The sequence below is a fragment of the Mucilaginibacter sp. OK098 genome (assembly GCF_900142915.1).
GTDB lineage: Bacteria > Bacteroidota > Bacteroidia > Sphingobacteriales > Sphingobacteriaceae > Mucilaginibacter.
This window is the reverse complement of the sequence record NZ_FRCM01000004.1, coordinates 36,806-57,665: the sequence shown is the minus strand read 5'-3', so window position 1 is coordinate 57,665 and position 20,860 is coordinate 36,806. Positions and strand designations below refer to the sequence as shown.

General features: G+C 42.6%; 13 protein-coding genes. 7 read left to right on the top strand and 6 right to left on the bottom strand.

The window, feature by feature from the left end:
• Nucleotides 1-238: 238 nt before the first annotated feature.
• The 4 genes from BUE31_RS13655 (at nucleotide 239) to BUE31_RS13640 (ending at nucleotide 10,010) form a co-directional block, all read left to right on the top strand.
• Nucleotides 239-2,062, top strand: coding sequence for a DNA topoisomerase 3 (locus tag BUE31_RS13655; protein WP_073404940.1), 1,824 nt, complete (start codon nucleotides 239-241; stop codon nucleotides 2,060-2,062).
• A 77-nt stretch (nucleotides 2,063-2,139) separates the two neighbouring features.
• A complete protein-coding gene (locus tag BUE31_RS13650; RefSeq protein WP_073404382.1) occupies nucleotides 2,140-3,816 on the top strand; it encodes a GH39 family glycosyl hydrolase in 1,677 nt (558 codons plus the stop codon).
• Between the two features lie 15 nt (nucleotides 3,817-3,831).
• Nucleotides 3,832-6,582 (top strand): alpha-L-rhamnosidase, encoded by a 2,751-nt coding sequence (locus tag BUE31_RS13645; protein ID WP_143167124.1) that lies wholly within the window; start codon nucleotides 3,832-3,834, stop codon nucleotides 6,580-6,582.
• A 137-nt stretch (nucleotides 6,583-6,719) separates the two neighbouring features.
• Nucleotides 6,720-10,010 (top strand): ThuA domain-containing protein, encoded by a 3,291-nt coding sequence (locus BUE31_RS13640; protein WP_073404938.1) that lies wholly within the window; start codon nucleotides 6,720-6,722, stop codon nucleotides 10,008-10,010.
• 118 nt (nucleotides 10,011-10,128) lie between these two features.
• Here BUE31_RS13640 and BUE31_RS13635 read toward each other — a convergent pair whose 3' ends face one another.
• The 3 genes from BUE31_RS13635 to BUE31_RS13625 all read right to left on the bottom strand — a co-directional run bounded on the left by BUE31_RS13635 (nucleotide 10,129) and on the right by BUE31_RS13625 (nucleotide 16,315).
• Complete coding sequence (locus BUE31_RS13635) at nucleotides 10,129-11,739, bottom strand: SusD/RagB family nutrient-binding outer membrane lipoprotein (RefSeq protein WP_234997818.1); 1,611 nt, start codon at nucleotides 11,737-11,739, stop codon at nucleotides 10,129-10,131.
• Between the two features lie 23 nt (nucleotides 11,740-11,762).
• The gene (locus BUE31_RS13630) at nucleotides 11,763-15,188 is read right to left on the bottom strand and encodes a SusC/RagA family TonB-linked outer membrane protein (protein WP_234997817.1); all 3,426 of its coding nucleotides are present in this window, start codon (nucleotides 15,186-15,188) and stop codon (nucleotides 11,763-11,765) included.
• A 140-nt stretch (nucleotides 15,189-15,328) separates the two neighbouring features.
• Nucleotides 15,329-16,315 (bottom strand): FecR family protein, encoded by a 987-nt coding sequence (locus tag BUE31_RS13625; protein ID WP_073404380.1) that lies wholly within the window; start codon nucleotides 16,313-16,315, stop codon nucleotides 15,329-15,331.
• Between the two features lie 292 nt (nucleotides 16,316-16,607).
• Here BUE31_RS13625 and BUE31_RS13620 point away from each other — a divergent pair, with 292 nt between their 5' ends.
• Nucleotides 16,608-17,057, top strand: a complete 450-nt coding sequence (locus BUE31_RS13620) for an SRPBCC family protein (protein WP_073404379.1) — start codon at nucleotides 16,608-16,610, stop codon at nucleotides 17,055-17,057.
• A gap of 115 nt (nucleotides 17,058-17,172) precedes the next feature.
• On the opposite strand, the gene BUE31_RS13615 is transcribed toward BUE31_RS13620, so the two are convergent.
• Nucleotides 17,173-17,748 carry an RNA polymerase sigma factor gene (locus tag BUE31_RS13615; protein WP_234997816.1) on the bottom strand — a complete coding sequence of 192 codons (576 nt, stop codon included), beginning with the start codon at nucleotides 17,746-17,748 and terminating at the stop codon, nucleotides 17,173-17,175.
• A gap of 310 nt (nucleotides 17,749-18,058) precedes the next feature.
• Here BUE31_RS13615 and BUE31_RS13610 point away from each other — a divergent pair, with 310 nt between their 5' ends.
• Nucleotides 18,059-18,922 carry an AraC family transcriptional regulator gene (locus BUE31_RS13610; protein ID WP_073404377.1) on the top strand — a complete coding sequence of 288 codons (864 nt, stop codon included), beginning with the start codon at nucleotides 18,059-18,061 and terminating at the stop codon, nucleotides 18,920-18,922.
• A gap of 76 nt (nucleotides 18,923-18,998) precedes the next feature.
• The gene (locus BUE31_RS13605; protein WP_073404376.1) at nucleotides 18,999-19,637 is read left to right on the top strand and encodes a class I SAM-dependent methyltransferase; all 639 of its coding nucleotides are present in this window, start codon (nucleotides 18,999-19,001) and stop codon (nucleotides 19,635-19,637) included.
• 168 nt (nucleotides 19,638-19,805) lie between these two features.
• On the opposite strand, the gene BUE31_RS13600 is transcribed toward BUE31_RS13605, so the two are convergent.
• Together BUE31_RS13600 and BUE31_RS13595 are read right to left on the bottom strand one after the other, a co-directional pair.
• Nucleotides 19,806-20,384, bottom strand: a complete 579-nt coding sequence (locus tag BUE31_RS13600) for an NAD(P)H-binding protein (RefSeq protein ID WP_073404375.1) — start codon at nucleotides 20,382-20,384, stop codon at nucleotides 19,806-19,808.
• Nucleotides 20,385-20,440: 56 nt separating this feature from the next.
• The gene (locus tag BUE31_RS13595) at nucleotides 20,441-20,845 is read right to left on the bottom strand and encodes a cupin domain-containing protein (RefSeq protein ID WP_073404374.1); all 405 of its coding nucleotides are present in this window, start codon (nucleotides 20,843-20,845) and stop codon (nucleotides 20,441-20,443) included.
• Nucleotides 20,846-20,860: the final 15 nt, after the last annotated feature.

Genomic DNA, 20,860 nt, shown 5'->3' with positions numbered 1-20,860 from the left:
AAATATACTGATTTTTAACCTTTTTATTGTTATATGTAAGTAATTAGAACCGGTAGTTTTCCACCTGTAAACTTTTTTTAGGACGATACAATTATCTAAAGGTTTGCAGGGCTCAATCGGAGCCCACTACAAATTTGCTTAGCGGGGCATAAGAAAAATGATTAATTTAATGCGTTTGCCCTGCACATTTATCCACAAAGGTTGCAGCAGTATTACCAATTGGCTACTTTCGGCACGTATGAAAGTGATCATCGCCGAAAAACCATCTGTAGCCCGTGAGATAGCAAAAGTATTTGGTGCAACCACAAAAAAGGATGGTTATATGGAAGGCAAGGGCTATACCTTTACCTGGGCTTTCGGTCATTTATTGCAACTGGCGCCCCCGCAGGAGTATGGCTTTTATGGCTGGAATGTGCAAAACCTGCCCATGCTGCCGCAAAAATTCAAGCTTTCTATCCGCAAGGTAAAATCAAAAGACGGAATGATAGAAGACCCGGGTGTGCGAAAACAGCTGGATATTATAAAAGCTTTATTTGACGAAGCAACCGAGATCATAGTGGCAACGGATGCCGGGCGGGAAGGGGAGCTGATCTTCCGGTATATTTATTACTACCTGAAATGCAAAAAACCTTTTAAACGGCTGTGGATCTCATCGCAAACTGATGAGGCGATAAAGGATGGCTTCCGGAATTTAAAACCGGGATCAGACTATGATACCCTTTTCAACTCTGCACATTGCCGCTCGCAATCTGACTGGCTGGTGGGCATGAACGCAACACAGGCATTGAGCTTATCGTCAGGCACCCGGTCGGTGCTTTCACTGGGCCGGGTACAAACGCCTACGCTGGCCATGATCTGCTCGCGGTACCTGGAGAATAAGAACTTTGTACCCGAGCCTTTTTACCAGGTAAGTATTATGGTAGATAAGGAAGGCCAGGTTTTTAAAGCGATATCCGAAGAAAAATATAAAACGAAAGAAGCCGCACAGCAAATTGTCGACCAGGTGCTGCCTACCGGGAATATTTTAAGTGTGGAAGCCAAACCGCGGAAAGAGCCGCCACCCTTATTGCATGACTTGAGCAGTCTGCAGCAGGAAGCAAATAAAAAGAAAGGTTTTACGGCCGACCAAACGCTGACCCTTTTGCAAAGCCTGTATGAAAGCAAGCTGGTAACCTACCCGCGTACAGGCAGCCGCTATATTGGCGATGATGTTTTTGCCGGTGTGCCGCAGCTGATTGATAAGTTTAAAGATCACCCGGAATTTGGGAAACAGGCAACAGCGCTTGGTGAAATTAAGTTGAACAAACGCAGTGTTAACGCCAAGAAAGTGACCGATCACCACGCGATATTGCCAACTGGCGAAGTGCCTTACCAATTGTCGCAGGATAAGCAGGCGATCTATGATTTGGTGGCAGGGCGGATGCTGGAAGCTTTTCACCAGGATTGTATCAAGGAGATCACAGAGATTACCGTTGTTTCGGGAAGCAAATTCCTGGCGAGTGGTACGGTGATCAGTGTAGCCGGGTGGCGCGCGGTGTTTAACGAAGCGGATGAAGAAAAGAAAGACGAAGAGAATGCATCGCTCCCGAAAGTAAAACAGGGCGAAGATCTGCCCATAGTTGAAAAAAATCTACTTGAAAAACAAACCAAGCCGAAGCCCTTATATAATGAAGCTAGCTTATTAAAAGCGCTGGAAACAGCGGGAAAAGAGATTGATGACGATGAGCTGCGCTACGCCATGAAAGATAGCGGACTGGGCACACCCGCAACCCGTGCCGCCATAATTGAAACGCTTATAAAACGGGACTATATCCTTAGAGAAAAGAAAAATCTGCTCCCCACAGAAACAGGGCTTGCCGTTTATAACGTGGTAAAGGATTATAAAATAGCCCAGGCCGAGCTCACCGGCAATTGGGAAAAACGCCTGGAAGAGATTCGCTCAGGAGCTTCGGTAACAGGTTTCCAGGCTGAGATTAAAGCTTATACACAAACAATTACGATGGAACTGCTGAAAGCGGGTAAAGGCATGGTGATAAAAAAGACCGGGACAGCAGCTTTGTAACTTAATAGCTGTTAATTGTACATTTATTGATTTTATTTCTTTTATTTACAAATCAATTCATTGGATATCCCAGATCTATGAAACCAATTAACCTGTTATTAATTACAATTACCTTGCTATGCAGTATTGCAACTGCACAAACTACGCCTGCAACTATCCGTGTTAACTTAAGTGCTATAAAAGGAGAGATGAAGCCAATTTGGGCCTGGTATGGATACGACGAGCCCAATTTTACTTATATGAAGGACGGCAGGAAACTGTTGTCTGAACTTGCCGCGTTAAGCCCGGTGCCGGTATATGTGCGTACGCACAACCTGCTTACATCCGGCGATGGCGTACCGGCTTTAAAATGGGGATCGACCAATATTTATACGGAAGATGCCAAAGGTAACCCGGTTTATAATTTCCATATTGTTGATAGTATTTTTGATACCTATGTAAAGCGCGGCATGAAACCACTAGCACAAATTGGTTTTATGCCCGAAGCACTATCCACTCATCCCGAACCTTATCAGCACCACTGGAAACCCGGAGCCGACTACAGTAAAATTGAAACCGGCTGGGCTTATCCCCCAAAAGATTATAAAAAATGGGGTGAACTGGTTTACCAATGGGTAAAACATTGTGTGAACCGCTATGGCAAAAAAGAAGTGGAAAGCTGGTATTGGGAGGTCTGGAACGAACCCGATGGCGCTTATTGGAAAGGCACTATCCCTGAGTTTTACAAGTTGTATGATTATGCTGCCGATGGCGTAAAACGAGCCTTGCCCACGGCCCGCATTGGAGGCGCTAACGTAACCGGCGGCGCCAGTAAATGGCTGAGCGGCTTTATTAAGCATTGTTTAAACGATACCAATTATGTTACCGGCAAAATAGGCTCACCGCTCGATATGGTCTTATTTCATGCCAAAGGGTCGCCAACGCTGGTAAAGGATACGGTGGTAATGAGCATCAGGCAGCAACTCAATAATATTGCGGGGCATTTTAAAAATATCAACTCATTTGAAAAGCTTAAAAATATCCCCATTATCATCGGCGAATCAGACCCGGAGGGATGTGCGGCTTGTGGGATGGCTACCAACCCGGAGAATGCGTATCGTAACGGTACCATGTATTCCAGCTATACGGCCGCCGCATTTGCCCGTACTTATGAATTGATGGATTTGTATAGTGAGAATCTTGTTGGCGCTGTCAGCTGGTCGTTTGAGTTTGAGGATCAGCCCTGGTTTGCAGGGTTCCGTGACCTGGCGACAAATGGCGTTGATAAGCCGGTATTAAATGTTTTCAGGATGCTGGGTATGATGAAAGGCAAAAGGGTGGAAGTTATCGGGAATCGCATGTACAGCCTTAAAACCGTGCTTGATTCCAGCATCCGCGGCCCTCAAACGGATGTTGGCGCGCTTGCTTCCAGTAATGAGAAATCTGTTGCCGTACTGGTGTGGAATTATGCCGATAAGGACAAGCAAGGCCCTGCAGAGCCTGTAAGCGTAGCTATTGATGGTTTAAAAACATCGGTAACCAAAGCCACGTTTACGGAATACCGGATAGATAATGCGCATAGCAATTCCTACGCAGCATGGAAAAAAATGGGCTCGCCGCAGCAGCCAACCAAAGCACAAATAGGGGAGCTTGAAAAAGCAGGGCAACTGCAAAAAATGGGCAAAAGCACGGTGTTAAAAGTGATTGAGGGAAAAGTAAATATCCATATTGCATTACCAAGGCAGGGAGTATCTCTATTATACCTTGATATGTAATTAACGTTAATGCGTATGCTTAAAAGTTATAAAATATATTTCTTGTTTGTAAGCACCCTGCTAATATCGTTTACAGTTGGGGCGCAGCATCTTAAAGTAATTAACCTGAAATGTGAATCCAGGGTTGATCCTTTAGGGATAGATATCCGTACACCTCACCTAAGCTGGGAACTGCAATCAGATCAGCGGAATGTACTGCAGACTGGCTACCAGATCCTGGTTGCTGATGATCCTTTATTGCTCAGGAAGGATCTTGGGAATGTATGGAATTCCGGGAAAGTGAATTCCGGCTCATCCATTATGAATGCCTGTACGGGGAATTTAACTGCTGCGAAGACCTATTACTGGAAAGTAAAGGTATGGGACAACAAGAACAACACATCAAGCTGGAGCCCAATCGCCCACTGGCAAATGGGCTTATTGGAGGATAAAGACTGGATGGGCGCCAAATGGATTGCTTACCAGGTGCTGCCGGATAATGACAGGATAGTTCCCGCAATCCATGGTGATGGTGATCCGGCGTTAGGGAAAGGCAAGGATGTTTTACCGCTTTTACGAAAGAATTTTAACGTAAATAAGCCCATAAAAAAAGCTTCCATTTTTATCAGTGGCCTCGGGCATTTTGAGGCCCGGATAAACGGGGAGAAAGTTGGCGACCACTTCCTCGACCCTGGCTGGACAAACTACGACAAACAAGCCTTGTATGTTTCCTTTGATATCACCAGCCAAATTAAACCCGGTGCAAATGCTATTGGCGTTTCATTGGGCAATGGCATGTACTACATCCCAAGAGAGCGTTACCGGAAAATAACCGGGGCATTTGGTTATCCTAAAATGATCTGCCGCATTAAACTGGATTACCAGGATGGTACAACTGCAAACCTGGTAAGCGATGAGAACTGGAAAACCGCGCCCGGACCAATTACTTTTTCAAGTATTTATGGCGGCGAAGACTATGATGCAAGATTAGAGCAGGCGGGTTGGGATACTCCCGGCTTTGATGATAGCAATTGGAAAAATGCTTTGGTTGTTGCTGATGGGCCGCAATTAACCGCGCAGTCAGCAAGTGCTCTGAAAGTTATGGATACGCTTGCCACAAAAAAGATCTCGCATCCTAATGACAGCAGTTGGGTTTATGATTTAGGGCAAAATGCTTCGGGCATTCCATTGATCGTATTACAGGGTAAAAAAGGCGATGTGGTAAAAATAACACCCGGCGAGCTGCTGGATGATAATGGCACGGTCAATCAACAGGCATCAGGAGCGCCGTATTATTTCTTATATACACTTAAAGGGGAGGATAAAGAAACCTGGCACCCGCTTTTTACCTATTATGGATTCAGGTATTTACAAGTGGAAGGCGCTGTCCCCACCGGGGAATCAAATGTGGCTAAAAAGCCCGTCGTTTTAAAAATTGCAGGCCTGCATACCCGGAACAGCGCGGGTAAAACCGGCGACTTCAACTGCTCTGACCAGCTGTTTAACCGTACTTATAACCTCATTAACTGGGCTATAAAAAGCAACATGGCGAGTATTTTAACAGACTGCCCGCACCGCGAAAAACTAGGCTGGCTGGAAGAGGCGCACCTGATGGGTAATTCCATCAGGTATAATTATGATGTGGCCAACCTTTTTATGCAGGAAATCAGTAACATCAGGCAGGCACAGCGCGCTAATGGAATGATCCCGGATATTGCGCCCGAATATGTGGTGTTTGAAGGCGGCTTTGTCGACTCGCCCGAATGGGGGAGTACCGGTGTGATCCTGCCCTGGTATGTTTACCAATGGTATGGCAACAAACAGGTGCTCACCGATAATTATGACATGATCAGGCGCTATGTTGATTATTTAAGAACCAGGGCCAATAACAATTTGATAGATTACGGTTTAGGAGATTGGTTTGATATTGGCCCAAAGGCCCCCGGCGAGTCGCAGCTTACTCCCAAAGCGCTTACCGCAACTGCCTACTATTATTACGACCTCCAAATTTTATGTAAAATAGCCCGGCTGACCGGGAAAAAGGAAGATGCATTGAAGTATGAGCAAATAGCAAAAGACGTTAAAAGAGATTTTAACCGTACTTTTTATAGTGCACAAACACATCAGTATGCCACCGGCAGCCAAACAGCAAATGCAATGTCGGTTTACATGGGACTGGTTGAGCCGGAAAACAAGCAGGCGGTGGTTGATAATATTGTAAAGGATCTGCGGGCGCACAAAAACGCTATCACTGCGGGCGACATCGGGTTCCGGTACCTGTTAAAAGTGCTGGCTGATGAAGGCCGGTCGGATGTTATTTTTGACATGAATAGCCGGTCGGATGTGCCGGGATATGGTTATCAGCTGGCGCATGGCGCAACTGCGCTTACAGAATCATGGCAGGCTTATCGTTTTGTATCCAATAATCATTTTATGCTGGGGCATTTAATGGAATGGTTTTACAACAACCTGGCAGGAATTAGCCAGCAGGATAGTTCCGTTGCGTCCCGGCAAATTGTGATCAGACCGGAACCGGTTGGAAATATAATAGCTGCCAAAGGAACATTCCATTCCCCTTATGGAAATATAAGCAGTTCGTGGGTTAAAACTGCTTCCTCCTTTAAGCTGCATGTTGAAATACCGCCCAATACCAGTGCAACCATATACCTGCCAACAAATAGCGGGTCTTTGGTTTATGAGAGCGGGAAGATGATTGCCAAAATAGCCCGGCAGAAATATTTTGTTGTGCATACCGGCTCTGGGGTCTTTAACTATTTAATGAAATAATTGATTGTGTTTTATATAAAATAATTAATGCTATGCTAAAGTTTACTTACTTAAAAGTTTTGTGTGTTGTTGCAATATCGGGTTGCATTTCCACCGCTTTTTATTCTTTTAAGACCGTTGCTCCTAAAAAGTTTGTAATGGCAACTGTACAAACACCGCCAAGGATCCTGGTTTTTACAAAAACCAAAGGCTGGTATCATACCTCGATCCCAAGTGGTATTGCAGCCATTCAAAAATTGGGTAAAGAGAATGGCTTTGAGGTGGACACCACAAAAAATGCCGCCTATTTTGTTGAAGACAGCCTGAAACATTACAGTGCCGTAATGTTTTTGAGCACCACTTTAAATGTATTGAACGCTGATGAACAGGTGGCTTTTGAGCGATATATCCAGGCAGGCGGCGGCTTTATTGGCATCCATTCAGCAACGGATACGGAGTACGACTGGCCCTGGTATAATAAGCTGGTTGGCGCATATTTTAACGGACACCCGGGTAACCCCAATGTACGCAAGGCGGTTATTGATGTAATTGATACTACTCATATTTCAACAAAAGGATTGCCCAAAAGATGGGAGCGTACAGATGAATGGTACAACTACAAAAACATCCAGCCTGATTTGAAGATCTTAGCCAAGCTGGATGAAGATACTTACGAAGGCGGTACTAACGGCGATAATCACCCTATTGCCTGGTACCACGAATTTGATGGCGGGCGCTCCTTCTACACCGGGGGAGGCCATACAGATGAAAGTTATAGTGAGCCATTGTTTTTGCAGCATGTTTTAGGCGGCATAAAATATGCAATAGGTACAAATGCTCCGCTGGATTATTCCAAAGCTTATGCGGTTAAAACCCCGGAGGATAACAGGTTCATTAAAACGATCCTCTCAAATGATCTGAATGAGCCGATAGCCCTTTCGATAGCGCCCGATGGCAGGGTTTTCTTTGTAGAGCGCGCCGGTAATTTTTATGTATATGAGCCGGTAACAAAAAAGACTAAATTAGTTTACAAGTTCCCGGTAAAGGCTGTTGACAAATACCTGAACGGTTTGTTGGGAATGACCATCGACCCTGATTTTGAAAGCAATAGTTTTATTTATTTCTTTAACACAGCCGAAGCTGGTGGCAAGTACAAACAAAATATCTCCAGGTTTACCATTAGTAAAACCAGTGTGCTTAACCTGAAATCGGAAAAGGTGATCATCGATATCCCGATTGACCTGGAGGTTAGTGCACATACAGGCGGATCGTTATCATGGGACAAACAAAAGAACCTGTATATTTCAACAGGTGATAACACAACGCCATTTGAGTCGGAAGGATATGCACCGATAGATCAGCGCCCCGGCAGGCTGGTGTTTGACGCAGAGCGCTCAGCCGGTAATACCAACGACCTGCGTGGTAAAATAATACGCATCCATCCTGAAGCAAATGGTAGCTATACGGTACCAGATGGTAACCTTTTCCCCAAAGGCATGGCGAATACCAGGCCGGAGATTTATATAATGGGTTGCCGGAACCCTTACCGAATGTCTGTTGACCAGGAAACCGGGTATGTATACTGGGGTGAAGTTGGTCCGGATGCCGGCACCAATGGTGTACAGGGGCCACGTGGTTATGACGAGTTTAACCAGGCCAGGAAGGCAGGTAACTTTGGCTGGCCGTTTGTTGTTGGCAACAATAGCCCATATAAAGAATATGATTTTGCTACTAAAAAGGTTGGGAGTGACTTTGACCTTAACGGGCCGAAGAACACATCGCCTTACAGTACAGGTTTAAAGATCCTGCCGCCGGCGCAAAAGCCATTGATCTGGTACCCGTACGCAGTGTCAGACGAGTTTCCAATATTAGGCCAGGGTGGTAGGTGCGCCATAATAGGTCCGGTATATCATTTTAATCCGCAGCTTAAATCTGCCACAAAGTTCCCGGCGTATTATGATAAGGTACTGTTTGTAGCCGACTGGATGCGTAACTGGATCTTTGCAGTACACCTGGATGAAAATCAAAATTTTAAACGGATGGATCCCTTTATGGAAACCAACGGTGATTTCAGGCGCCCGATTGATATAAAGATAGGTAACGAAGGCTCACTCTATATGCTTGAATATGGCACCGTTTACGGAATAGATAACGTTGATGCGCGTTTGGTAAAGGTTGATTATAATGGCGGTAACCGCGCTCCCGTAGCAAAGATCGATACCCGCGACACCATTGGGATGGCTCCTTATAAAGTAGCTTTCAACCAAAAAAGTTTCGACTTTGACGAGGGTGATAAGCTTAGCTACGAATGGCGCTTTGAAGGAAAAATCGTGGCATCAAAAGAGCTAAACCCTACACACACCTTTAAACACAATGGGGTATACAGGGTTACCCTGAAAGTTACTGACGATCACGGTAAAAGCAGTATGGATGCCGTGAAGATTGTAGTAGGTAATACGCTGCCAAGGATTTCGATCAGCACAGATGGGAACAGCAGCTTCTTTACCAATAATCCGGAATCGCTTAAATATAAGGTTGATGTAAAGGACGACCAGGACAAGATTATTGACCGTAACCGGGTTAAAGTGATGCTTAACTACATAGCAAAGGTTGAAAACGGTAAGGCGTTAATTGGCCACCAGGAAATTGCCCCTACCTATAGTTATGGCAAAGAGATGATAGCCGCCAGCGACTGTAAGGCATGCCACCAGGTGAATGCGGTATCGGTAGGCCCGGCGTTTATGCGGATCTCAAAAAGATACGCTGGTAAAAAAGACCAGGTAAACCGCTTAGCCGATAAAATTATAAAAGGTGGCAACGGTGTATGGGGTGAACATGCCATGAGCGCACATCCGCAGCTTTCAAAGCAAAATGCAACCGAAATTGTAAAATACATTCTGTCGCTAAATACACCTAAAAATGTGACGCTTTTGCCGCAGCAGGGTACTGTTGCGCTTAAAGAGCATATGAGTAATAAGGATGAAGGCAGGTATATCCTCTCCGCATCGTATACTGATAAGGGTGGTAAAGCAGCGCCTTCCCTTACCTCGAATGCTAGCCTTGTTTTAAGGCCGGCAAAAGTACAGGCAGAAGATGCCGATCAATACAACAACATTGCTGTTAGGGATAAAGACATCGGGAACATTCATAACAAATCATTTTTTGTATTAAAAAATATCGACCTTAAAGGCATCAACGAGCTTACTTACCGGTATTCTTCAGCAAATATGAACGGGACTGCAGAAGTGCATGTGGATTCGCCAACAGGGAATGTTATCAGTACACTTAACTTTACGCCTACAGGCAAACGGTCTGATTATGCAGAGTTAAGTGCTGCCATTAGTGATCCGGGTACAAAACACGATCTGTACTTTGTTTTTGTAAACAAAAGCAAGCCAAGACAATCGTTATTAAATCTTGACTGGATAAATTTTGATGTGAGTAAATAAACAAGGGGTTAACCAGCAATAATTTATTATTGCCAAAATTGGAATGTATGTATAAGTAAAAATCCCTCACCTATTTAGGTGAGGGATTTTACTTATTTAGCGACTAAAGTGTTTTATATTAAAAATTAGGTTTACTCACATCCCACCATAGCCTGGTGCCGCCATTATCAGCACCACCTAATAATTGAACGGCCTTTTTTACTTCGGTACCGTTGGTTGTGTATTCGTTTTGCGGATAAGCCAGGCGGCGGATCTGCGTTTGCGAATCTATTGTGCCATTACTGTTGTTATTTACAACAGGGAACAGTTTAGGATACCCGGTTCGGCGGTATTCTGTCCATGCTTCCTGGCCTTCGGGATACATGGCAAGCCATTTTTGTGTAATGATGCGCTCTAACTTTTGCTCATTGGCAGCGGCAGGATCCCAGCCAATAGTAATGGTTGATACTGCAGGTGAGTTATTAATCGCATTTGAAGGGTCAATATAAGCAACAGGCTTACTGGTAACATCGGCAATATAAGCTGAGCCTGATACGCCCCACTGTTGCATAGAGGTTTGGATGCCGGTTGTGTAATCGGTTTGTGCATCGCCTGCGCCTGTCCAGCCACGAAGCGCAGCTTCAGCTTTCAGGAACCATACTTCTGCAGCAGTCATCATCAACATTGGCGAGCCGGAGGTAAATGCGGTTTGTGTATTTAAAATAGAATAACCGCTGTAACCCGGTTTTGCCGTAACTAATGATCCTATCCTGATCCCTTTGTACTGGCCTGCAAAACGCGGGTCGGTAGCAGGAGATACATATTTGGGAAGCCGCGGATCATTATAACCAACCATGAATGATTCTAACGGAGCGCCCATCGAAATATCCGTCCAGCTGCTTGTAATTACGTTAAGCGGATTGTGATACCCGCCGCCAGAAATACCGGCATTATCAGTATTTACTGTAAGCACACCGCCATTGGCAGGGTCTAAGGCTTTTTGTGCCTGTGTTTGTGCGGTGGCTGCATCAACCTTTACAAGGTGCATAGCTAAACGCAGGCGTAAAGAATTTGCAAATTTTATCCACTCTTTATAATCACCGTTGTAAACAAGGTCATAAGCCTGGAAAGGAGTTTTACCGGGGTTAGCAGCCACAAAAGAATTAAGGCTGGTAACAGCAGTATCTAATTGAAGAAAAAACTGCTGATAAACACTTTGCTGGCTGTCATAAGGAGTTGATACAACTGATTTTCCTGATGCGGTATAAGAAACAGGGCCGTATTTATCCGTTAACCTGTCAAATGTTTCAACTTTTAAAATTAGCGCGATTCCCCAAAAATCCGGCTGAGAAGTTTTTGTTCCGGCCTTGGCAATTGCATTTATATCAAATAACGATGATGTGTAGGCATCAATAAAGATCTGCTGGTTCCATCCATCAACAAGGCTGTAAGTCAGGTTGTTGATGTTGCCCCTGAATGGATTTGCAGACATCATATATCCCGAATAACAATCGGCATTTAAGTTTTGATCAAGCTGGTAATTTCCCTCTTCGCCAAAAATGGCGGTTTGAATGGCCGGGTATATTAAGCCAACCTGGAACTGCTTGCTGTTTAAGCCTGTGTTATCGGTGTTATATTTTTCGAAGTTTTTTGTACAGCTGGTAAATTCTAATAGCATCAGCGAAAGTAAAGCCGCTATGCAGTACTTACTTCCGTTGCGTATGATTGATTTATAATATGTTTTCATCATTTTTATTTTAAAAGGTGAATATTTTATAAGGTAACATTCAGGTTAAAACCGATGTTACGTGTTGCAGGCTGATTAAACACATCTACGCCTGAAAGCCCGTTTCCTGAAGACATAGTAACTTCCGGATCGAAAGGTGCTTTCTTATAAAAATATATAAGGTTTCTTCCTACTATTGATAGCCTTAAGCTCTTAACAGGCCCTTTTGTGAATGGCAAAGTATATCCTAAAGACGCCTCACGTAAACGGACTACAGTTGCGCTGTATATGTAATCTTCAGTAATACCTGCGCGGCCACCAACTGTGCTGTACCATGTTTTAGGGTCAACACTGGTAATTGCCGAACCTGTAGCAGCATCAACACCGTTTATTTTTACCCCGCCATTGCTTCTTGCATCGCCTGATACTTTTGAAACACCATACTGGTCCATCTCCGCTTGTGTAAGAGAAAGTACCTGGCCGCCAAACTTGCCATCAACAAGGAAGCTTAAGCTGAACCTGTTGTATTTGAAGCTGTTATTCCAGCCTAATTGTAGTTTCGGGCTTGGGTTACCAATGTAGTTATACCCATTGTTTACTTCAGGTGTACCGCCGGCTCCGATAAGGATGCGGTGTTGTGCATCGCGTTTAAAGGTAACGCCATAAATATCACCATATGAACCGCCTGTATTTAAAACAGACTCATAGGTATTGTTAAAATTTGGTGTTAAAATAAACTGGTTAATGCCATCTTTTGAATCAACATCTATCACTTTGTTCTTATTGGCCGAACCGTTAATTGATGTATTCCAGCTGAAAGCTGTGCTTTTTATTACATCATAACCCAGCATAAATTCTATGCCTGAGTTTTGGATATTACCCGCATTAACATAGCCCTGGGAAAATGTAGTAGTGTAAGAAGGGATAACTTTAATAAACTGATTCAGCGTGTTAGACTTATAATAAGTAAAGCTGAAGCTTAACCTGTCATCAAAAAAACGCAGATCGGTACCTAATTCAAACGATTTTGTTTTTTCAGGTTTTAATAAAGGAAACGGAGCCACAGAATTTAATAGTACACCGCCGCCAGTGTTAAAGTGTGTTAAAGGGTTGGTAACATAAGGCGGAACTGTATTACCTACTTGCGCATATGTACCTCTGATTTTGGCATAAGTGATCTCTTTTGGCAGCTCAAACATCTGGTTTAATATTAAAGATAAACCTGCTGACGGATAAAAATAAGAGTCGTTAGGTGTAAATGCCAGGTTTGATGACCAGTCGTTTCTGCCGGTAAGCGTAAGGTATGCCCAGTTTTTGTACGATAAGTTTACGTTAGCAAATACCGATTGGATTTGATTGTGATTTTCTTGCAGCGCCGATACCGGAGATCCGCCCGGAAGAACAACAATGTTTTGTGGTGTAAAAACGTTTGGAATGGTTAAACCCGGTGCGGTGTAGCTATTACTCACATCAGGGCCAGTTACTGTGCCTTGTGTAATTGCATCTGTTATACTGCCGCCAAGCACCCCGTCAACTTTAAAATCAGACTTACCAGGTACGGTAAAAGTAAGTAGTAAATCGCCGTATTTTTGCTCAGTAGTTTGGTTGCTCAATAAAAGCTGACCGTTTGCCTTAGCTAATACAGGGTTAGTGCCTGCATACAGATCCTGCTCATATATATCATTGCTGCGGTCAATATTTCCCCTTGCCTGTATGTTTAACCATTTGGTAATATCATACTTAGCGCTGGCATTTATTAAAATGCGGTTACGGTGCGCAGTATTAGGGTTCCTGTTAATTATCCACCATGGGTTTTGCTGTACATCTTCATTAAAAGGCCAGTTTTGTGTTGGTGCTCCATTGCCGCCGGCTACAGGTGGCAGTTCAAACTGGGTTTTGTATGGGGTTATGTCCAATCCTCTTGGAAATAAGTACAAACCGGTTAACGGGTTTAAATATAAACCAAGGCCCGGGCTGTTATTTATTTTTTGGGTAATGTAATTTACATTTCCGTCAACAGTTAATTTATTATTCAAAAAATGGCCTGTTTCACGGAAGTTAAGGTTGTTACGGCCTAGCTTATTGCCCGGCTCAACACCTTTAGCGGTAGTATTTGCATAGGAGAAATAAGATTGTGCAATATCAGATCCGCCTGAAATATTGATAGAATTTGTCCAGTTTGTACCGGTTTGATAGAACTGGGATAAGTTATCGGTAGCTCCTGATATAGGCGCGCCCCAGCTGGTCGTAGCTCCGGTTGATGTTTGCCCGTAGCTGTTTTGAAACTCCGGCTTGTAAGCAATATGATCCGAAGTAAAAGATGATGAAAAGTTGATCTGGGTTTTTCCTGCTTTACCTTTTTTAGTAGTGATCAAAATAACGCCATTTTGTGCCTGGCTGCCATATAAGGCCGAAGCAGATGCGCCTTTTAATACAGAAATGCTTTCAATATCATCGGGGTTAAGGTTTGAGATCCCATCGCCGCCATCCTGGTTTGCGCTAACGCCCATAACGCCACCGCCTTGCCCTACATTTGTTCCGTAGGTGCTATTTGGTTGTCCGTTGGCGTTTGCACCATTAGAGATCGGGATCCCGTCAACTACGTATAACGGCTGGTTGTTACTACCCGCTGATTTATTACCTCTTAATATAACTTTTGCCGAGCCGCCAACGCCAGAAGCGCTGGGCGAAATAGTTACACCTGAAAGCTTGCCATTAAGCGAATTCATCAGGTTATCACTTTTTACCCTTGTAAGCTCATCTCCTGATACTTGCTGTGAAGAATAAGTGATTGATTTTTCGGATTTTTTAATACCTAAGGCTGTTACAACAACTTCTGTAAGCTGCCTTGGGTCTTCAACAAGCACTATGGATAATTGTGCCTGCGATGAAATGGTTACTTCCTGTTTCAGGTAACCTAAATAGCCAACAACAAGCACTTCGCCAATATTGGCATCTATAGTAAACTTACCATTTACATCTGTTTGCGTACCCCGCGAAGTTCCTTTTACTAAAATACTTGCGCCAATTACCGGCAGCCCGCTAACGTCTTTTACCGTGCCATCAATTTTAAGCGCTTTATTACTTTCAAGTGCAGCTACATTGAGTGCGGGGATCTCACCTATGTTTTGAGCTACTCCAATGTAATTGCCTACCTCTTTAAACTGCAACAATGTTTTATCATGCAATTGATCCAGCACTTCTGTCAATTGCTGGTTTTTTATATGAAGGGTAAGGGGAGGCAGGCTGTTAATCACTTGCTCGTCATAAACAAATGTAACCCTTGCCTGTTGTTCAATAAGTTTAAAAACTTTTTTAACACTTACTTTTTCAACGTTTAAATTCATTTCCTGCGCACGGGTACCCGTTGCCATCAGGATGGTTGTGCAACATACTTGTATACCAATAATTATTGTAGAAATGCGCATGCATTTTCGGAGTATGGGCAATACTTTGCCGTAAAAATTTATCATATTTGTTTGGTTTAATATTCAAGGTTAAACTAAAGCCGTCTGTATATGGGTCTCAAGCATATATGCAGGGGCTGCTAAAATGCCGGGAGCATTCATTGTGTTCCCGGTTTTTTCCTTTCTTAGCTGCTAAGTCCGGAGGTTTATTTAATAACTACTGTACTGTCATTGGCCATTTGATATTTAAAATGTTTGGTGAAACTTAAAATTTCCATAATAGTGTCAAGGCGTTGGTTCCCTAACGTTATGGAGATCCGCTCATCGAGCAACTTTTTATTGTCTACTTTTATATGCGTGTTATATTGCTTCTCTATTGCTTTGAATATATTATTCAAATTCTCCTGCTCAAAAACAAGCGGACTCTTACACCATAAATTCACAACAGATTCATGTGTGATTTCCTTTTTAAGCTGATTGTTTAACTTGCTTAAAACAATTTGTTGTTTTGGTAAAAGCATAATAGCACGTTGGCTGGTATTGCCGGTTAAAGTAATTCCAACCTTTCCGGTTAGTACACTTACTTTAGTGGTGCCTTCTTTTTGATAGGTGCGTACATCAAACGATGTTCCTAAAACCGTAATATTTAAGCTTTTGGTTTTTACAATAAACGGATGACTTACCTGGTGCTTTACATCAAAAAATGCCCGGCCTTCAATCAATTCAACCTGGCGGTTTTTACTTCCAAATGTTTTAGGGTATCTGAACACAGAACGCGCGTTGAGCCAAACTTTTGACCCGTCAGATAATGTGATTTCCATGATCTTCGGGGCAACAATGTTTACAAGCGCAGTATCTGCCAGCTGAACAGTTGAATTTACCCTGCTGAAATACCAGGAAACGGATGAAATAATAATAATTACAGCAGCAACCGACGCAATTTGAACATACAAACGCCTTAAAACGCCGGGATAACTCCGTGGTTCCGGCTCCTGTTTGATCTTCCGGTGCAGATTAGCAAAGATCCGCTGTTTGATGTCTGCCTCTGATTCAGGCTCTTCGATAGCAACATTTACAATTTGATCGTCATCATGAATTGTATTATACCATTGGTCGAGCAGCCTTTTTTCTTCGGCTGTTGCGGTACCATCCAGGTATTTTTGTGCTAATTGCTGTATTTCGTTTTTATTCATCTGGCTAAGTCTTGCCCTTTTTTAGCTTAGAGTCAAAAAGAAGACAAATACCCTTGCCCGGAATTAAACTTTTTTTTAGATAATGAATAATAGATTGGAGTAAACCTAAGTAGTCTGTCGCAAATTGGCTCTAAATTGACGCATACCGCCCTGTTCAATACCTGTTTTTACTCGCATCTTTGTTAAAGCAAGTTAATATAAGTAACAATCAATAGATGGTGGAGCAGCTACCACCTGCAAAAACGGGCGTCCCGAAAAGCCAAACGAGTAGGACCACACAAAAAATGATTTTATGTCAGACAACAAAGTTTCATTGCACAGAATTATTAAGGCTTCACCTGAAAAGGTATATCGCGCCTTTACCGAAACCACTGCTATCGCTTCATGGTTACCGCCTTATGGTTTTCTTTGTACCGTACACAACATGAACGTTCAGGTAGGCGGTACTTTTAAAATGTCGTTTCAAAACTTTACAACCGGTAATAGCCATTCATTTGGCGGGGAGTATTTAGAGATCAAACAAAATGAGTTGCTGAAATACACAGACAAATTTGACGACCCAAACCTGCCTGGTGTGATGACTACTTCTGTTTGGTTTCAAAAAACATTGGTAGGTACGGAACTGAAAGTGCTGCAAGAAGGAATCCCTTCGGTGATACCAGCCGAAATGTGCTACCTGGGTTGGCAGGAATCGCTGGAAAAACTCGTTAAATTGGTAGAACCTGAAATACCGGATGCTTGATTAGCTCTAAAACTGTTTCTGCGGCACTTAAATCGTGTAGAAATGGGTGTGTCTATTTTTTAACCTGGTAATAAGAAGCTATGTTTAGCAGGGATAGAAAGAGGGTAACGCAGCGCTATTTTTTAAAGAAGAGCATGGCTATTATAAAAAGCAAGAGATCGCTCATGGGCTTATCAAAATTTGCCCTGATCACCCGTAAGGCTTTGGTCAGATGGCCTTCTGCGGTTTTTTGAGAGATGTTTAATTTTTCAGCTACATCAGCTAATGACTGGTCCTGCAGCTTATTATATTGAAAAACCAGCCGACATTTTTCCGGGAGCTTATTGGACATATTTGCTATGATCTCCAGTAAAATTTTATGATCAACATCTATTTCCAGGATAGCTTCAGCATTTATAATACCGAGGGAGTTTTCCTGCTTTCTGCTGTGTTTCAATTGCGCGGCCTGCCGGTAAACTGCATAGCGGGTCATTGCTGCAAGGTAGGAACTTAAGGAGTTGATTAGTAACGACTCCTTTTTTTTCCATAAGGTCAGGAACACTTCCTGCACAATTTCTTCGGCAGTACTGGTGTCTCTAAGCAGTTTATAAGCAATAAAATATAATTTGTCCCAATAGCGGTTGTAAATTTCAGTAAATGATGATTCGTCCCCCTTTTGTAAAAGAAGGGTTAAGTCATTATCTGTTATCAAATCAATAGCTTTCAATGTATCTAAAATCGCATCTAAATTTATATAATTTTAATATAAGTATTAACACTTCTTGTAAAAATTTAAAAAGTTTTATGCAAAAAAAGTGCACTCAGGCGTAATTTAACGCCCTTGGGGGCTTTAAAAGACAGGCTTTTAAAAACCAGTTAGTCACACACGACACGCGGATGCCAACCGGAGAGCTCTTGTTAATTTAGTAGTATCCCTTTTGTACCTTTGTTAGATATTGAACAATATTGCTTTTAAACCCCAACTATGGAAGTACCTGACCCGTTAGAAATAAAAATATAGGATGAACAAAATTCCAATAAGGCATATTAGTTCAAACCGGAATGAACCGGATTTTTCTGAAAACTTTAGCATACGGGATGTCCACACTTTACTTGATGGGAGTGATATGGTTCAGGAGCTTCACAGGCATAGCTTCTTTTTTATTCTTGTACTTGAAAAAGGAATTGGTGAGCATAGTATAGACTTTATACCTTATTCCGTTAGCAATTATTCCGTCTTCTTTATGCGCCCCGGCCAGGTGCATCAGTTTATACTGAAATATGGAAGTACCGGTTATTTAATAGAATTTAACAATGATTTTTATTCACCTCTCCAAAACTCAGCTAAGCAGGTATTAAGAAAAGTAAGCAGTAAGAATTTATATATCCCTGATGCTGGCAGGTTTAAAAAGCTGTATTCCATTCTGACTAATATTTTTCAAGAGTATTCCGACAGGCAGGAAAGATATCATGAAGTAATTCAAGCAAGTTTAGGGATCTTTTTTATAGAGCTATCGCGACAAGACCGAACCTCTCAAAGCCTTTTAAATGAGCGTAGTGAATATATGCTGGACCGTTTGGAAGAACTTCAGGAATTGATGGAACTTCATATTTCAACTCATAAACAAGTGACCTATTATGCCGAAAAATTGCATCTTACTACATACCAGCTTAATGCCGTCACCAGGGCCACTTTGGGCAAAACATGTTCGGAGGTCATTAACAATTATATAATATTAGAAGGAAAAAGGTACCTGCTGGCAACGGTTAATCAAATCAACCAGATAGCCTGGTATTTAGGCTACGAAGATGTTTCCTATTTTACCAGGTTCTTTAAAAAACAGACCGGTTATTCTCCCGAAGCGTTCAGGAATAAATTTAAATAAGTCCCATACAACTGCGCTTTTGTCCTATCTCATTAATTTCCGTCCGAACTAACTTTGCGATTAAATAATTACAAATATGAATTTAAGTTGGGATGAACGATACAAAGGACAGGAATATGCATATGGCAAAGCTCCGAACATGTTTTTTAAAGAATGGATTAAAAAATTCGAAGCCGGGTCTATTTTGATGCCCGCTGATGGTGAAGGCCGAAATGGTGTGTATGCCGCAAAAATAGGATGGAAAGTAACCTCGTTTGATTTGAGCGCCGAAGGAAGGTTAAAGGCATTACAACTCGCCAAAGAAAAACAGGTTTTCATAAATTATTTGGTTGGAGACTTAGAACAATTAGAATTTCCGAAAGAATCTTTCGATGCGATTGGTCTTATCTACGCTCATTTTGAGGCTGATAAAAAGTCTTTGATCCACAAAAAATTAAACACCTATCTCAAACCGGGAGGTTTGATCATCTTTGAAGCCTTCAGTAAGCAGCATATAGATCTATACAGGGCCAATCCTAAAGTTGGTGGAGCGATGGATGTTGATATGTTGTTCTCAAAAGAAGAAATAATGGCCGACTTCGAAAACTATGATATATTTATTTTAGAAGAAGAGAACATTATATTGGATGAGGGAGAATACCATATTGGTAAAGGTTCTGTAATTAGATTTGCAGGAAGAAAGCCGCAAACCCCTGACTTGCCGGCGTGCATATAATGAGACTCACCTGTTAAAAGAAAAGCAGCAAAAAAGTTCTGCTGTGTACACCGAGGTCGGTTTTGAAGATTTTTCCCATTTTTCATTTGTTTTTAAAAAACACTTTGGAATAAGCGCCTCGGAACTGAGTAAATAACAGGCACCTATTAATTGGGGCACCGATGTTATTTAAGAATTGGGTTTATTGATGCCCAAATTCTGTCGAACATATTTATCAGGAGATTCGATTATTTTTGTGATGAATGTGGCTATGCTTTTTTGCGAAATCACAGAACCTTTTTCAGGTTCTCCTTTTCTTGTGAGTTCATAATCCACTTCATTTGCATTCGTGAACCAGGTCGGCCTTAGAATAGTATAGTCGAGATCAGAAGCTTCGAAAATATCGGCTGCATTACGGTATGGTTTCAAAACAGGTCTCAAAGGTGTATCATAAATACCAATTGAGCTAATGAAGATGATTTTTTTAACACCATTTTCAGTCATTGCTTTCACAATGTTTTTTGCCATTGATTCAAGGTCTCCCGCAAGATTAGCATAGACGAGATCCTGGCCGGATATCGCTTCTTTGAGCTGATTAAGATTCAGGACGTCGCCTTCAATAATATTCGCTTTTGAAACATCAGCTTTCCCTAACCGGGCTTTATTACGGAGAAACAGGGTCAAATTAAGGTTCTCGTTTTCGACCAAGATTTCAGTGACCTGTTTGGCAATGTTGCCGCTTGCCCCAAGTATGATTACATTGTTCATATATCAGATTTTGCAATAATTCCTCATAGTTACTGATTGCGGTTCAGTCAATTTTATTAGAGGGCATTGTATTCTTCATCGGTAACACGGCCTAGCCATTTTACCGGGCCTTCGGGCGAATTATTGGTGATCACGATATGTGTAAAGCTGCTGTCATGGGCGGCACCGTGCCAATGCTCTACATTAACCGGGATGACTACCACATCGCCTTTGGCCAGCGGCCTTGCAGGCTGGCCTCTTTCCTGGTAAAAGCCTTTGCCGTCCGTAACCAGCAAGATCTGTCCTGTGGAGTGGGTGTGCCAGTTATTGCGGCAGCCAGGCTCGAAAACTACATTACCAACAGTGTAAGTGCCGGTCTGGTCTTTGGGCACTAATATTTTAACCCAGGCAGTACCATTGAAGTAATCTGCGGGGCCCTGATCCCCCCTGGGGAAAATTGCATTCTGATCTGTAATATTCATCACTTTTATAGTTTT

What these genes read in the sequence shown, in the direction of transcription:
- BUE31_RS13625 (WP_073404380.1), bottom strand. Translation starts at nt 16,315, where the DNA reads ATGAATAAAAACGAAATACAGCAATTAGCACAAAAATACCTGGATGGT.
- BUE31_RS13630 (WP_234997817.1), bottom strand. Translation starts at nt 15,188, where the DNA reads ATGATAAATTTTTACGGCAAAGTATTGCCCATACTCCGAAAATGCATG.
- BUE31_RS13655 (WP_073404940.1), top strand. Translation starts at nt 239, where the DNA reads ATGAAAGTGATCATCGCCGAAAAACCATCTGTAGCCCGTGAGATAGCA.
- BUE31_RS13645 (WP_143167124.1), top strand. Translation starts at nt 3,832, where the DNA reads ATGCTTAAAAGTTATAAAATATATTTCTTGTTTGTAAGCACCCTGCTA.
- BUE31_RS13620 (WP_073404379.1), top strand. Translation starts at nt 16,608, where the DNA reads ATGTCAGACAACAAAGTTTCATTGCACAGAATTATTAAGGCTTCACCT.
- BUE31_RS13640 (WP_073404938.1), top strand. Translation starts at nt 6,720, where the DNA reads ATGGCAACTGTACAAACACCGCCAAGGATCCTGGTTTTTACAAAAACC.
- BUE31_RS13600 (WP_073404375.1), bottom strand. Translation starts at nt 20,384, where the DNA reads ATGAACAATGTAATCATACTTGGGGCAAGCGGCAACATTGCCAAACAG.
- BUE31_RS13650 (WP_073404382.1), top strand. Translation starts at nt 2,140, where the DNA reads ATGAAACCAATTAACCTGTTATTAATTACAATTACCTTGCTATGCAGT.
- BUE31_RS13610 (WP_073404377.1), top strand. Translation starts at nt 18,059, where the DNA reads ATGAACAAAATTCCAATAAGGCATATTAGTTCAAACCGGAATGAACCG.
- BUE31_RS13605 (WP_073404376.1), top strand. Translation starts at nt 18,999, where the DNA reads ATGAATTTAAGTTGGGATGAACGATACAAAGGACAGGAATATGCATAT.
- BUE31_RS13635 (WP_234997818.1), bottom strand. Translation starts at nt 11,739, where the DNA reads ATGATGAAAACATATTATAAATCAATCATACGCAACGGAAGTAAGTAC.
- BUE31_RS13595 (WP_073404374.1), bottom strand. Translation starts at nt 20,845, where the DNA reads ATGAATATTACAGATCAGAATGCAATTTTCCCCAGGGGGGATCAGGGC.